9 protein-coding genes and 1 tRNA gene are annotated in these 13,976 nt (G+C 68.6%); 6 read left to right on the forward strand and 4 right to left on the reverse strand.

What is annotated here, in order from left to right; genetic code table 11:
- Positions 1-421: 421 nt before the first annotated feature.
- The 3 genes from OP04_RS15000 to OP04_RS15010 form a co-directional block, all read right to left on the reverse strand.
- Positions 422-2,500, reverse strand: coding sequence for a glycosyl hydrolase family 95 catalytic domain-containing protein (locus tag OP04_RS15000; protein ID WP_051797935.1), 2,079 nt, complete (start codon positions 2,498-2,500; stop codon positions 422-424).
- A gap of 329 nt (positions 2,501-2,829) precedes the next feature.
- Positions 2,830-3,585 (reverse strand): hypothetical protein, encoded by a 756-nt coding sequence (locus tag OP04_RS15005; RefSeq protein WP_033340303.1) that lies wholly within the window; start codon positions 3,583-3,585, stop codon positions 2,830-2,832.
- Between the two features lie 35 nt (positions 3,586-3,620).
- Positions 3,621-3,694 (reverse strand) — tRNA-Leu (locus OP04_RS15010).
- Between the two features lie 136 nt (positions 3,695-3,830).
- Between OP04_RS15010 and OP04_RS15015 the strand changes: the two genes are divergently transcribed.
- The 5 genes from OP04_RS15015 (at position 3,831) to OP04_RS15035 (ending at position 8,577) form a co-directional block, all read left to right on the forward strand.
- Complete coding sequence (locus OP04_RS15015) at positions 3,831-4,421, forward strand: ANTAR domain-containing response regulator (protein ID WP_408606758.1); 591 nt, start codon at positions 3,831-3,833, stop codon at positions 4,419-4,421.
- A 340-nt stretch (positions 4,422-4,761) separates the two neighbouring features.
- Positions 4,762-5,856 carry a branched-chain amino acid ABC transporter permease gene (locus OP04_RS15020; RefSeq protein ID WP_232323597.1) on the forward strand — a complete coding sequence of 365 codons (1,095 nt, stop codon included), beginning with the start codon at positions 4,762-4,764 and terminating at the stop codon, positions 5,854-5,856.
- Positions 5,857-5,868: 12 nt separating this feature from the next.
- The gene (locus OP04_RS15025) at positions 5,869-6,861 is read left to right on the forward strand and encodes a branched-chain amino acid ABC transporter permease (protein ID WP_033340306.1); all 993 of its coding nucleotides are present in this window, start codon (positions 5,869-5,871) and stop codon (positions 6,859-6,861) included.
- Complete coding sequence (locus OP04_RS15030) at positions 6,851-7,768, forward strand: ABC transporter ATP-binding protein (protein WP_033340307.1); 918 nt, start codon at positions 6,851-6,853, stop codon at positions 7,766-7,768. The genes OP04_RS15025 and OP04_RS15030 overlap by 11 nt, the downstream gene beginning before the upstream one ends.
- Positions 7,765-8,577, forward strand: a complete 813-nt coding sequence (locus tag OP04_RS15035) for an ABC transporter ATP-binding protein (RefSeq protein WP_033340308.1) — start codon at positions 7,765-7,767, stop codon at positions 8,575-8,577. Before OP04_RS15030 ends, OP04_RS15035 begins: the two co-directional genes overlap by 4 nt.
- A 1,176-nt stretch (positions 8,578-9,753) precedes the next feature.
- On the opposite strand, the gene OP04_RS15040 is transcribed toward OP04_RS15035, so the two are convergent.
- Positions 9,754-11,013 carry an ABC transporter substrate-binding protein gene (locus OP04_RS15040; protein WP_033340309.1) on the reverse strand — a complete coding sequence of 420 codons (1,260 nt, stop codon included), beginning with the start codon at positions 11,011-11,013 and terminating at the stop codon, positions 9,754-9,756.
- A gap of 252 nt (positions 11,014-11,265) precedes the next feature.
- Between OP04_RS15040 and polA the strand changes: the two genes are divergently transcribed.
- Positions 11,266-13,974 (forward strand): DNA polymerase I, encoded by a 2,709-nt coding sequence (gene polA / locus OP04_RS15045; protein ID WP_033340310.1) that lies wholly within the window; start codon positions 11,266-11,268, stop codon positions 13,972-13,974.
- Positions 13,975-13,976: the final 2 nt, after the last annotated feature.

The following is a 13,976-nucleotide window of genomic DNA, read 5'->3' on the forward strand; positions in this document are numbered from 1 at the left end:
TCTACCACCTCCTCATGCCACCAAAAGATCTTGAAAACACCCCTGGACAAACATAGGAGCATCGCTCCGCTTCGGCCCGCCGATCGGAGCCGGTTCCGCCGTGGCACAGGAAAACCACGCGTTCCCTGTCGTATCTCACGCCGCGTCACGCGGCGCACGTCGATCCGCGACCTGTCGTCAGGACGCCAGTCACCGGCGAGTTGCGACCGGGGGCCCGCCGGCCCGCGGGATGCGGTGTGGCGTGCGCCCGCCTGCGAGTTGCGACCGGGGGGCCCGCCGGCCCGCGGGATGCGGTGCGGCGTGCGCCCGCCCGTGACATGCGATCGGGGCGCCGGCGAATGCCGACGCCCCGATCTTGCGTGGACGCCCCCACCATGGCGCGCCACGCAGGTCTAAGTTTTCCGTGAGTCCAAACTAAGTGTCAACAGTTCACCGTGGTTTCGACGCCCGGAATTAAATCGAGCTCGATTGATGTAATGCGCGGGCCGGTCACCACCGTGCGGATCGGGTGTGGCGCGGACAGCACCGCCGTCACCCCGGACGGCGACCACGACAGCCGCACCACCCGCACCGGACCGCGCGCTACCAGCCCGGCCACCTCCCCGCGCGGCCACTCCCGCGGCAACGCCGGCAACAGATCCACCCGCCCCGGACGCGACCGGACCAGCATCGCCGCCACCAACGCCGGCAACGCGCCCGCGACGTCCACATTGAAGATCGCATCCCGGTTGTGCGTCGGCACCAGGCTCGGCCGGAAATACCGCGCCGCCAGCCGGGACAACGCGCCGAACGCCTCCTCCCGCAGACCCAGATGCGCCGCCGCGATCCCCAGCTGCGCCAGCCCGTACGCCATCTCGTCCGCTTCCTGCCCGTCCCACCAGGCCAGCCGCGCCCGGATCGCCGCCACGGCCGCCGCCCGCAACCGCGGATCATCGAACGCCGGATCACCGCCGTACCAGAGCGGATACAGATGACTCGCATGCCGATGACCCGGCGCATCCTCCAGACCCGGATCCACCCACTCCGCCAGCAGACCGTCCCCGGCCACCCGGAACGGCGGCAACGCCGCCAGCAGCGCACGCCAGCGCGGCGCCCGCGCATCCTCCGGCGCGAACCGCAACAGATCCCGCAACAACCCGCCCACCGCGGCCACGTCCATCGTCGCGTCCACACCCGCCTGCGAACCCGTGTTCGCCGGCGCGTTCTCCGGCGAGTACGACGGCGCGAACCGCGCCACACCGTCCTCCACCGTCACGAAGCCCAGATGGAACTCCGCGGCCTCCGCCAGGAACGGCACCGCACGCTCCCGCAGGAACACCTCGTCGCCGGTGTGCTCGTAGAACTCCACGAACAACCGCGCCAGCCACGCCGCCCCCGCGGTCCAGAACGTCTGGCACCAGCGCGGACCGAAATGATTCACCAGACCGTGCGAGCTCTGATGCGCCGGCGCCAGCAGACCGTCCACACCGTACAGACGGCGCGCGTTCACCCGCATGTCCGCACGCCGCGCCTCCGCCAGCGCCAGCACCGGCAACAGCAGCTCCGGCGTGCCGGTCGGCGCGAAACCCTGCACCGCCGCCGGCAGATTCCCGTCCAGCGTGTACGCACTGCGCCACGGCGGCCGGAAACCACCGCTCCACACACCCTGCAACGTCGGCGGCAACTCACCCGACGCGGAGATCGCCGCATACCGGCACGCGTTCACCAGCACCGCGACCCGGTCACCGCCCAGATCCAGCCGGAACCGCCGATACAACTCCCCGTGCACCGCCACGTGCGCGGCCAGCAACCCATCAAAATCCAGATCCGGCCACGGTACGACCGTGCGCGCGCCGACCACGGTCCGTGCGAGCAGGAACAGGCCGTTCCCCTGTCGCATCACCCGGCACTCCACCCGGTAGCCGGGCAGCGCACCCGGCCAGTCCGCACCCGGGAACGCCGCCTCCAGCGTCAGGCCGTCCACGCGCACGTCGATCGGGCGGTCCGGCTCACCGTCGACCGGCGCCAGCGTCAGCGTGCCGTCCGCGCCGGTCACCCGCAGCGCCACCACGTCGTCGGCGCGGGACACGAACGCCTCGCACACCACGCCGTCCCACCGCTGCGTCACCACACCGGTTGCGAAATCAGTGCTCCGGGCGTACCCGCTGATGGCCTGTGAACTGCTCTTGCGCGGCGTGAAGGTGAGCGTGGCCGCGCCGATCAACGGATCCACCCAGCGCAGCTCGCGATAGCCCGGATCCTCCGCGGCCGCGTGCGCGCACACCCGGTCCGCCGCGTCCTGGAAGCGGCGCGCGCGCAACAGCCCGCGCAGCTCCGGCAGGATCGCGGCCGTCCCCGGCGGTGGCAGCGGCGCGGACACCGGCTGGAACAGGCGCTCGTGCGACAGCGTCAGCCGGATCGCCTCCGGGCCGCCCCAGAACAGCAGGCCCTGGCGCCCGTTCCCGGAGATCATCGCGTGTTCCCACTCCGCCGCCGGGGAGTCATCGATGTGAAGATCCATTCCAGTGACTGTGCTGACCGCCGGCACAAACGTCAATGATCGAGATCGATCGGCGGTTTTCGCGCGATTGTCGGAAATCGCGGAGAGCGACGCATCGGAGCCGGTGGAGGTGGGCACCTACCTCCACCGGCTCCGTCGGTGCGTGGCGCACCGGAGCGCCGCCTAGCGTGACCCGTGGCGGTCACACTGAGCGGGGGAAAGTCGCTGGCCGCAGCGTGATGCGCGGCGACATGAAAAAGACTACGCGTTCGTGTGCCGATTCCGGGTGACACAGGGATGAAGATCATGTTTCCAAGCGCTTCGCCCGGGTGATCCCGATCTCACCCGTTTCACGTCTTCGGCCCCACGAACTCGTCCAGCCGCGCCACAGCTGCCCGTTTCGCCACCGAAAGCGTGTTTCGCCTGCTCATTCGCCACTCGATGCCGAGCCGATCCAGTGAGCGGCCGCACAGCCCGATGATATCGGCGGACTCATTGAAGAACATGTACCGCGGGTACTGATATGTGCGCCCGCTCACTGTCACTCGATTAGTCGTCCGGCACCCGTCCGAGTGAAATAGTCCGCGCACAAACGCACCTGCGTGCGCATCGACGATCGGCTCCTGCCAGTCCGCCAGCGCTATCGGCCGGAGGTGCTTCCTGCCCGGACCGTGCTGAGGGAACAGGCAGGGCCAGTGCATGCTGTAGCTCTGCACGGACACGCAGCCCGGCTGCTGGACCCGCTGCACGTTTTTCGCGAGGACGGCCCGCATCGCGGCCTCGCACAGATCGATCAGATGGGGATAGGCGGCCGTGCAGGCAACCCGAAGCACGGGGATCCGCGCCGTGGTGACGAGGTAGCCGTCGCCGAGGTAGAGGCCGAGCAGGTAGGAATAGGACTCTGGGTCCTCCAGCGGCCGGGGCGGGTCGGCGCAGCGCGGGCAGCGCCGACGCGGTGCGTGTTCCCGCATCCGTCGGGCACGTTCGCCATATAGCCAGGATTTGACGGTGTGCTCAGACAGGCCCAGCGACTGCGATATCACCCGAAACGGGACACCGTTGCCATGCATGGCGATCGCTTGGTCGCGCAGTTCGGGCGGATGCATTGACGCCTCGCAGCGGTCACGTGCAGCAGTATTTGTGCCCCCGGTGGGATTCGAACCCACACTGAATGACTTTTGAGATCATCGACTCTGCCGGTTGGTCTACGGGAGCGAGCTCATCGGCGCTGTGTAAAACCTCGTTACGCCGCGCTGAGTGAATCTAGCCTACCCACTACGCTGTTGGCGACGGCACCCGACCGGCCGGGTGTCGGGTTCCGAGGGCGTTGGGGGTTGTTCGCGTGGCCGACATGCAGGCGGGTGCGGAGCGTCGGCGGGTGCTGATCGCCGAGGACGAGGCGCTCATCCGGCTCGATCTCGCCGAGATGCTGGTCGAGGAGGGCTACGACGTCGTGGGCGAGGCGGGCGACGGCGAGACGGCCGTGCGCCTGGCCGAGGAGCTGAAGCCGGACCTCGTGATCCTGGACATCAAGATGCCGATCATGGACGGCTTGGCCGCCGCGGAGCGGATCGCCGGCGAACGGATCGCCCCGGTGATCATTCTGACCGCGTTCAGCCAGCGTGACCTGGTCGAGCGTGCGCGGGCCGCCGGTGCGATGGCGTACCTGGTGAAGCCGTTCCAGAAGTCGGACCTGGTGCCCGCGATCGAGATCGCGCTGTCGCGGTACTCGGAGGTCGCGCTGCTGGAGGCCGAGGTCGCGGGCCTGACGGACCGGCTGGAGACGCGGAAGGTGGTCGAGCGGGCGAAGGGCACGCTCATGGCCACGTACGGAATGACGGAGCCGCAGGCGTTCAAGTGGATTCAGCGGACCGCTATGGATCACCGGATGACGATGAAAGAGGTCGCCGAGCGAATCCTCGCGGAGACGCCGAGCGCCTGACCAGCGCCGCTGCCGGGGTGCTTCTCATGCTTTTTGTTAAACGCCGATAACTGATTGATAACACGGCGTTGAGCGGCTGTGACGCGGGCTATGATCCGCCAGTCCTGAGGTGACACACCGTCAGGACCCGCGTCAGAGACTTCGAGGAGCACCGTTGCGTAGAGCCGTGATCATGTTCACGGCCCTTCTGGGAGCCCTGTTCTTCGCCCTTGGTGTGAACGCCACAAGCGCTTACGCCGCCGAGGGCGAGGGTCTGCAGGGTGCGTTGAGCAGTGGGAACCAGCCGGTGGCTGGGGTCAAGATCAACGCTACTCAGAATGGCCAGCCGGTTGGATCGGTCGTGTCGGGGGCCGACGGGAAGTGGACGCTCTCCGTGCCGCCCGGCAAGTACGAGGTGGTCCTCGACGAGAGCACCCTTCCCGAGAATGTCGGTCTCCAGGGGGCGGCGGGTCCGACCCGCAGCCTGGAGGTTTTCGAGGGTGCGATGCGTAACGTGTTGTACCCGCTCGGTCCGGTGGGCGCGGGTGCGCCGCCGCCGGAGTCCGAGCCCACGATGCTGGACCGTCTGCCGAACCTGGTGTATACCGGCGTGCACATCGGCCTGATCCTGGCGCTGGGCGCGCTGGGCGTGTCGCTGATCTTCGGCACGATGGGCCTGACGAACTTCGCGCACGGCGAGCTGATCACGTTCGGCGCGCTGGCGGCGTTCGTCTTCAACAGCACGATCGGGCTGCCGCTGTGGCTGGCGCTGGTGCTGGCGGTGGTGGCCGGCGGCGGGTTCGGCTGGTTGCAGGACCGGTTCTTCTGGGGCTGGCTGCGGAAGCGGCGTACCGGCCTGGTCGGCATGATGATCGTGTCGATCGGTCTGGCGATGGTGCTGCGCTACGTGTTCCTGTTCCAGTTCCGTGGTGACACGCGGCAGTACGCGGACTACGCCGCGCAGGCGGGTGTGGAGATCGGCCCGCTGCTGATCGCGCCGAAGAATCTGATCATGGATGCGGTGGCGATCCTGGTGCTGGTCGCGGTGTCGTTCGCGCTGCTGAAGACGCGTCTGGGCAAGGCGACGCGCGCGGTCTCGACGAACCCGTCGCTGGCGGCCGCGTCCGGCATCGACGTCGACAAGATCATTCGCTTGATCTGGACGATCGGCGGAGCGCTGGCCGCGCTCTCCGGCGTCATGCTGGGCATGTTCCAGGGCGTCAACTTCCAGATGGGCTTCCAGATGCTGCTGCTGGTGTTCGCGGCCGTGACGCTGGGCGGTCTCGGTACCGCGTTCGGCGCGCTGCTCGGCAGCATGGTGGTCGGCGTCGTCACCCAGGTCTCCACGCTCTGGGTGCCCACCGAGCTGAAGAACGTCAGCGCGCTCGCCGCACTGATCATCATTCTTCTCATCCGGCCGCAGGGCATCCTGGGCCGCCGCGAGCGGATCGGTTAAGGAGGCCACGCCATGGATTGGAATCTGATCATCCAGGTCTCCTTCGAGTCGATCATCGGCTCGACGGCGATCATCTACGCGCTGGCCGCCATCGGCCTGAACGTGCACTTCGGCTACACCGGTCTGCTGAACTTCGGCCAGTCCGCCTTCCTCGGCGTCGCCGCGTACGGCCTGGCGATGTCCGTGACCACGTTCGGCCTGCCGTTCTGGGTCGGCATCGGGGTCGGCCTGCTCGGTGCCGTGGTGCTGGCGCTGCTGCTGGGTGTGCCGACGCTGCGGCTGCGCGCGGACTATCTGGCGATCGTGACGATCGCGGCGGCGGAGATCATCCGTCTGCTGTTCCGCTCGGTGAGCCTGAGCGAGTGGACCGGTGGGTCGGACGGCCTGCAGCGGTTCTCCGACGACTTCTACGCGATGAACCCGTACAGCCAGGGCATCAAGATCCTGCCGCTGATCGACATGGACTCGCGTGACCTGTGGGTGCTGACGGTCGGCTGGATCCTGGTCGCGCTCGCCTGCCTCATCGTCTGGCTGCTGATGCGCAGCCCGTGGGGCCGGGTGCTGAAGGCGATCCGGGAGGACGAGGACGCGGTCCGGAGCCTCGGCAAGAACGTGTTCTCGTACAAGATCCAGGCGCTGATCCTGGGTGGCGTGCTCGGTTCGCTCGGCGGTTTCATGTTCGCGCTGAGCCGTGCCGCGGTGCAGCCGGACACGTACGGCACGGAGCTGACGTTCTTCGCGTACACCATCCTGATCCTGGGCGGCGCGGCCCGCGTGTTCGGCCCGGTCGTCGGCGCGGTCATCTTCTGGTTCCTGATCGTCTTCATCGACGCGCTGCTGATCGAGCTGATCAAGGTCGGCGCGATCCCGACCGCGATCATGGACCCGAACCAGGCCGGTTCCGTCCGGTACATCCTGGTCGGCGTCGGCCTGATGTGCCTGCTGATCTTCCGCCCGCAGGGAATCTTCGGCGACAAGAAGGAGGTCATGCTCGATGCCCGCTGAGACGCTCCCGTCGCTGGCCGACGTCCCCCGCGAGCCGGGGGCCAAGAAGCCGGACGCGATCCTGGTCGCGGACGGCGTCGTGCGCCGCTTCGGCGGCCTGACCGCGGTCAACGTGAACCACGTCGAGATCCCGCGCGGCCGGATCACGGCGCTGATCGGCCCGAACGGCGCCGGCAAGACCACCTTCTTCAACCTGTTGACCGGCTTCGACAAGCCCGACGAGGGCACGTGGACGTTCAACGGGAAGACGCTGGGCGGCGTGCCCGCGCACAAGGTGGCCCGGCTCGGCATGGTCCGCACGTTCCAGCTCACCAAGGCGCTCAACCGCCTGACGGTGATGGACAACATGCTGCTCGGCGCGACCGGCCAGAAGGGTGAGAACTTCTTCCGCGCGCTGATCCCCGCGACCTGGCGCGCCCAGGAGCGGGAGATCACCGAACGGGCCGAGGAGCTGCTGGTCCGCTTCAAGCTGGACGCGAAGCGCAACGACTTCGCGGGCAGCCTCTCCGGCGGTCAGCGCAAGCTGCTCGAGATGGCGCGCGCGCTGATGGTCCGCCCGGACATGGTGATGCTGGACGAGCCGATGGCCGGGGTCAACCCGGCGCTGACGCAGTCGCTGCTCGGCCACGTCAAGGCGCTGCGCGAGGACGGCATGACCGTGCTGTTCGTCGAGCACGACATGGACATGGTCCGCGACATCAGCGACTGGGTGATCGTGATGGGTCAGGGCTCCGTGCTTGCCGAGGGCACGCCGGACGAGGTGATGGCCGACCCGCGCGTCATCGACGCCTACCTGGGCGCCCACCACGACGACGAGCCGTCCGAGGAGCCGCCTGCCCCGGTGGCCGCGGCCGCGGACGCGCCCGAGACCGCCGCTGAGAAGCCGGCGGGGGAGGAGAAGGCATGACGGACGAGGTCACCCAGGCCGAGGCGCTCGCCGACGACACCGCCGGTGTGCACGTCGTCGACCGCAGCGAGCACGTCTCCGCCTCCGAGGGCGCGCTGGTCCGCTGCGACGAGCTGGTCGCCGGCTACCTGCCGGGCGTGAACATCCTGAACGGCTGCGACCTGTACGCCAGGAGCGGCGAGCTGGTCGGCATCATCGGCCCGAACGGTGCCGGCAAGTCCACGCTGCTCAAGGCGCTGTTCGGCCTGGTCAACATCCGGACGGGCGCGGTCACGCTGGACGGCAAGGACATCACCAACCTGAAGGCGCACGACCTGGTCGCGCGCGGCATCGGTTTCGTGCCGCAGACGAACAACGTGTTCGGGACGCTGACCATCGAGGAGAACCTCGAGATGGGCACGTTCCTGGCGCCGAAGCGCTTCAAGGAGCGTTTCGACTTCGTCACCGGCCTCTTCCCGACGCTGGGCACCCGTCGCAAGCAGCGTGCGGGCTCGCTCTCCGGCGGTGAGCGGCAGATGGTGGCGATGGGCCGGGCCCTGATGATGGAGCCGAGCGTGCTGCTGCTGGACGAGCCGTCCGCGGGCCTCTCGCCGGCCATGCAGGACGAGGTCTTCCGCCGTACCAAGCAGATCAACGCGACCGGCGTCACGGTCATCATGGTCGAGCAGAACGCGCGCCGCTGTCTGCAGATCTGCGACCGCGGTTACGTGCTGGACCAGGGCCGCAACGCCTACACCGCGTCCGGCCAGGACCTGATGCACGACCCGAAGGTCATCGAGCTCTACCTGGGCACGCTCGCCACCGCGTAGCACGCCCCTCTCCAGGCCCGGTCGCTCCCAGCGGCCGGGCCTTTTCAGATCTTCTTTCCCGCTTCGCGGTGGTCGCGGTCCCGCTGCTCCTGCGGGAACCGGGCCGATGCCGCTCGACGTACGTTGATCATGGAGCTATTCGAGCGGGTGCCGGACTTTCTGCGCCCACCATGCCCGGCCGGCCGCCACGTCCGTCGCCGCGGATGGCAGCCTATGTCTGGAATTTCGCCGGACTGGCCTTGCGGTGTCGAGGTCCGGAACCACCGCGATCAAGCGGGCACTTCGCGCCCGAAATTTCGTGAAATAGCAGCCTGGAGGCTCAACGTATCCTCACCTCGACACCGAAAGCTCAGTAGGGCCAATCGCTAACCGGTGCGCAGCTGGATCAGCTTGCGGCTCCGAAGCGCCTCTCTCCGTAAGGATCATTCAGCCCCGCCCCGTTCTCCAGCACTCGATCGCGACGACAGTCGTCCCGTCGCCCTCCCGAAACCCGGGAGCGGGCTTCCGGCATCCGGGATCCTCGCGTCTCTGGTGGCCCTTCCCGCGCCGAATAAGGGCCACCGGAGACGCAAGGATCTTGAGACGCCCTGACGCCCGCCCTCGGGCGGGTCTTTTGTCCTTTATGCGCAAGCACCCACAGAGGAGCCAGGCCGCACGAAACCCAGCCACGGATCCCGGTCCGGCGCAGCTAAAGGTCTTGGGTCCTGCCCCGGAGCCGGAGCGCTCCCGCCGGAGGCAAAGACGCGACCCACAACCCAACGCAACCAATAACACGAAATGTCGGGCGCGCCAGCGTCCGATGACGGCATCCCCTGGATGCGGAATGCGCACTGAGCAGCATCAGACCCCGGTCGTCGCCGCCGTTCCTCCCCCGCTGCACCGGCTCGTATCAAAGACCGCGCCCCGTGCGCGCGGCGCGGGGCGCGCCTCGGCCGGCGTGAGCACGGCGGCAGCCGCGTGCTCTTTCCCGGCCACGGCGGGACCGGCTCCGATGCCGGGAGGCAAGCGGAGCGCCAGCGGAGTCTTGGCGGACGGCGAGGTTTGCCCGCGGGAGCATGCGGGCCGCCACCACGCCGGAAGCGGGAAAATGAATGTGATCCTGAATGTGTGCGGTAAAGGGAAAGGGCCCGGCCAGATGGCCGGGCCCTTTCGGGTGTCGCTGGTGTCAGGCGAAGATCAGATCTTGCCGGACTTGTAGTCGACGTTGGTGTACTTGTTGTCGTCGCCGTACTGGTAGATGCCGATGGTGGCCTCGGACGGGTCACCGGCGTCGTTGAACGAGACCGGGCCGCTGACACCGTCGTAGTCGAAGTCCGTGCCGGCCTTGATCAGCGTGAGGCAGCTGGCGAAGTCCTTGCACTTGGTGCCGCCCTCGGAGGCCGCCTTGAGGTTCGCGGCGATCGCGGCGGGCGCGTCGGACTTGGCGAGCTCGGCGGCGAGCGCGATCAGGTTGGTGGCGTCGTACGACTCGGGGCCGTAGGAGAAGTCGACCAGGGACGGGTCGATCTTCTTCATCTTCTCTTCGAACTCCTTGCCGGCGGCCGCGCCGGGCAGCGTGCCCTTCGCGCCCTTGAGCGTGCCGGGCGGGAACTCGTACTTGTTCGACAGGTTGCCGTCGACGAAGTACCACTTCTTCTTGTCGGTGGTCAGACCGGCCTCGACCAGCTTGGGGATGATCTTCGAGACCTCGTCGAAGCCGATCAGCACGATGGCGTCCGGGTTCGCGGTCTTGATCTGGTCGACCTCGGCGGAGAAGTCGGCGGCCTTCGGGTCGTAGACGGCCTCGGCGGCGATCTGGCCACCGGCGCCCTCGACGGCGGCGCGGGTGCTCTTGGCGAGGCCCGTGCCGTACGAGTCCTGCATGACCAGCAGGCCGACCTTGGCGTTGCCGTCCTGGATGATCAGGTCACCGAGGACCCGGCCCTGGAGCGTGTCCGGCGGGGCGGTGCGGAAGTAGAGGCCCTTGTCCGCGTACGTCGTGAACTCGTCCGACGTGTTGGCCGGGGAGAACTGCACGACGCCGGCGCCGGTGATCTTGTCGATCACGGACAGCGACACGGACGAGGAGGCCGCACCGACGACGGCGTCGACGCCCTCGGCGAGCAGCTTGTTGACCGACTGGGTCGCGATGTCGGTGGAGGTGTCACCGGAGTCGGTGTGGCTGACGACGACCTGCTTGCCGAGCACGCCGCCGGCCGCGTTGATCTCCGAGATGGCGAGGTTCACGCCGGCGATCTCCGGCGGGCCGAGGATGGCCAGCGAGCCGGTCTGCGGCAGCAGCGTGCCGATCTTCAGCGTGCCGTCACCGACCGCGGTGGCGGCGGACGAGCTGCCGCCGGTCGGCGTGTCCTCCGCGTCGTCGGCGCATGCGGTGAGCGCAAGAGCAGCGGCGCTCAGCACGGCGACGCTACGCCATGCGAGGTTCGGGCGGATCATCCAGTCTCCTTAGAGTCCAGCGCTAGGGTGCGGGTGAGCCCCCCTGCATGAACGCTGTTGCAGGCACAAGTTAATGACCACACCGCCCGCGCACCAGCACTTGTAACACGCTGGTACAAGGCTGTTGTGTAGTCGTGACAATCCGAGGTCGGTTGCCGACCGTGATCATCGCTCCATGATCGCGTATTCGGGCGGGTCAGGGTGCTGTGGCGCGCCCGAACTTGTCGGAGGGGACGACTAGAGTCCTCAGACGTGAATGTTGCGGTCGCTGAGAAGTCCCGGTTGTTGCTGCTCGATGGTCACTCACTGGCATATCGGGCGTTCTTCGCCCTGCCGGTGGACAACTTCTCGACGTCGACGGGGCAGGCGACCAACGCGGTCTACGGCTTCACCTCGATGTTGATCAACGTGTTGCGCGACGAGAAGCCCACCCACATCGCGGTCGCGTTCGACGTGTCCCGCCGCTCCTTCCGCACGGAGAAGTACGCGGAGTACAAAGGCGGCCGGTCGGAGAGCCCGTCCGAGTTCCTCGGCCAGGTCAGCCTGGTGAAGGAGGTGCTGGAGGCGCTGCGCATCCCGTTCGTCGAGCGCCCCAACTACGAGGCCGACGACCTGATCGCGACGCTCGCCACCCAGGCCCGGGGCCAGGGCATGGAGGTGCTGATCTGCACCGGCGACCGCGACGCGTTCCAGCTGGTCGACGCGCACACCACGGTGCTCTACCCGAAGAAGGGCGTCTCCGACCTGGCGCGGATGGACCCGGCCGCGGTCACCGAGAAGTACGGCGTGGGCCCGGAGCACTACCGGCACCTGGCCGCGCTGGTCGGCGACAGCAGTGACAACCTGCCCGGCATCCCCGGTGTCGGCCCGAAGACGGCCGCCAAGTGGATCACGCAGTACGGCAGCCTGGACGGCGTCATCGCGCACGCGGACGCGATCAAGGGAAAGGCCGGCGACAGCCTGCGCCAGGGCCTGTCCGACGTGATCCGCAACTACGACATCAACCTGCTCGTCTCCGACCTGGAGCTGGAGCTCACGCCGGAGGACGCGCGCTGGCACGGGTGGGACCGCGAGGCCGTCCACCAGGTCTTCGACACGCTGCAGTTCCGGGTGCTCCGCGACCGGCTGTACCAGTACCTCGACGCCGTCGAGCCGGAGGCGGAGGCCGGGTTCGACCTCGACGGCACCGTGCTCGGCGCCGGCGAGGTCGCGCCGTGGCTGGCCGCGCACACCAACGGTGCCGAGGTGGGCGTGGCCGTGGCCGGCACGTTCGGCCGCGGCACCGGCGCGCTGACCGGCGTCGCGCTCGCCACGACCGAGGGGCCGGCCGCCTGGTTCGACCCGGCCGCGCTGGACGAGACGGACGAGACGGCGGTCGCGGCCTGGATCGCCGACCCGGAGCGCCGCAAGGTGCTGCACGACAGCAAGCCGGCCCGGCTCGCGTTCACCGCGCACGGCTGGACGCTGGCCGGCGTCACCCACGACACCGCGCTCGCGGCGTACCTGGCACGGCCCGACCAGCGCTCCTACGACCTGTCCGACCTGGCCGTGCGCTACCTGCAGCGCGAGCTGCGGGTGGACGCGCCGGAGACCGGTCAGCTCACGCTGGACGGGCTCGGCGGCAACGAGGCCGAGATCGAGCAGAACCTGATGCTCCGCGCCCGCGCCACGCTCGACCTGGCCGCCGCGCTCGACTCCGAGCTCGACCGGGACGCCGAGGCCGGTGAGGGCCCGTCCCGCCGGCTGCTGGCCGAGGTGGAGCTGCCGCTGGTCGAGGTGCTGGCCGCGATGGAGCGGGTCGGCATCGCGGCCGACACGGGTTACCTGTCGGAGCTGGAGTCGGAGTTCGCGGCCGAGGTGAAGTCCGCCGCGCAGGCCGCGCACGCGGTGATCGGCCGGGAGTTCAACCTCGGGTCGCCGAAGCAGCTGCAGGAGATCCTGTTCGGCGAGCTGAACCTGCCGAAGACCAAGAAGATCAAGACCGGCTACACGACGGACGCGGACGCGCTGCAGAGCCTCTACGCACAGACCGAGCACCCGCTGCTCGCGCACCTGCTGCGGCACCGCGACGTGGCGAAGCTGAAGACGACGGTGGACGGGCTGCTCAAGGCCGTGTCCGACGACGGCCGCATCCACACGACGTACTTCCAGACCGTGGCCGCGACCGGCCGGCTCTCCTCCACCGAGCCGAACCTGCAGAACATCCCGATCCGCACCGAGGAGGGCCGCCGCATCCGGCGCGCGTTCGTGGTCGGCGACGGGTTCGAGACGCTGCTGACCGCGGACTACAGCCAGATCGAGATGCGGATCATGGCGCACCTCTCCGGTGACCAGGCGCTGATCGACGCGTTCAACTCCGGCGCCGACTTCCACGCGGCCACCGCGTCGTCCGTGTTCGCGGTCCCGATAGCGGAGGTCACCGCCGACCAGCGTCGCAAGATCAAGGCCATGAACTACGGCCTGGCGTACGGCCTGAGCGCGTTCGGCCTGTCCAACCAGCTCGGCATCTCCACCGAGGAGGCGCGCGGCCTGATGGACGAATATTTCTCCCGGTTCGGCGGCGTCCGCGACTACCTCCAGTCGATCGTCGCGGAGGCCCGTCAGCAGGGCTACACCGAGACGATTCTCGGCCGCCGCCGCTACCTGCCGGACCTGGTCAGCGACAACCGGCAGCGCCGCGAGATGGCCGAGCGGATGGCGCTCAACGCACCCATCCAGGGCTCCGCCGCGGACATCATCAAGGTCGCCATGCTGCACGTCGACACCGCGCTGCGCGACGCCGGCCTGCGCTCCCGGCTGCTGCTGCAGGTCCACGACGAGCTGGTCCTGGAGGCCGCGCCCGGTGAGCGGGAGCAGCTGGAGGAGCTCATCCGTCGCGAGATGGGCAACGCCTACACGATGTCGGTCCCGCTGGCGGTCTCGGTCGGCGCCGGCCGCGACTGGCACACGGCGGACCACTAGGT

It is taken from the genome of Catenuloplanes japonicus (genome assembly GCF_000717135.1).
Taxonomy (GTDB): domain Bacteria; phylum Actinomycetota; class Actinomycetes; order Mycobacteriales; family Micromonosporaceae; genus Catenuloplanes; species Catenuloplanes japonicus.

Bases quoted from the DNA above. Each gene is read 5' to 3' on its own strand.
- OP04_RS15000 (WP_051797935.1), bottom strand. From the start codon at position 2,500: ATGGATCTTCACATCGATGACTCCCCGGCGGCGGAGTGGGAACACGCG.
- OP04_RS15005 (WP_033340303.1), bottom strand. From the start codon at position 3,585: ATGCATCCGCCCGAACTGCGCGACCAAGCGATCGCCATGCATGGCAAC.
- OP04_RS15015 (WP_408606758.1), top strand. From the start codon at position 3,831: ATGCAGGCGGGTGCGGAGCGTCGGCGGGTGCTGATCGCCGAGGACGAG.
- OP04_RS15025 (WP_033340306.1), top strand. From the start codon at position 5,869: ATGGATTGGAATCTGATCATCCAGGTCTCCTTCGAGTCGATCATCGGC.
- OP04_RS15030 (WP_033340307.1), top strand. From the start codon at position 6,851: ATGCCCGCTGAGACGCTCCCGTCGCTGGCCGACGTCCCCCGCGAGCCG.
- OP04_RS15035 (WP_033340308.1), top strand. From the start codon at position 7,765: ATGACGGACGAGGTCACCCAGGCCGAGGCGCTCGCCGACGACACCGCC.
- OP04_RS15040 (WP_033340309.1), bottom strand. From the start codon at position 11,013: ATGATCCGCCCGAACCTCGCATGGCGTAGCGTCGCCGTGCTGAGCGCC.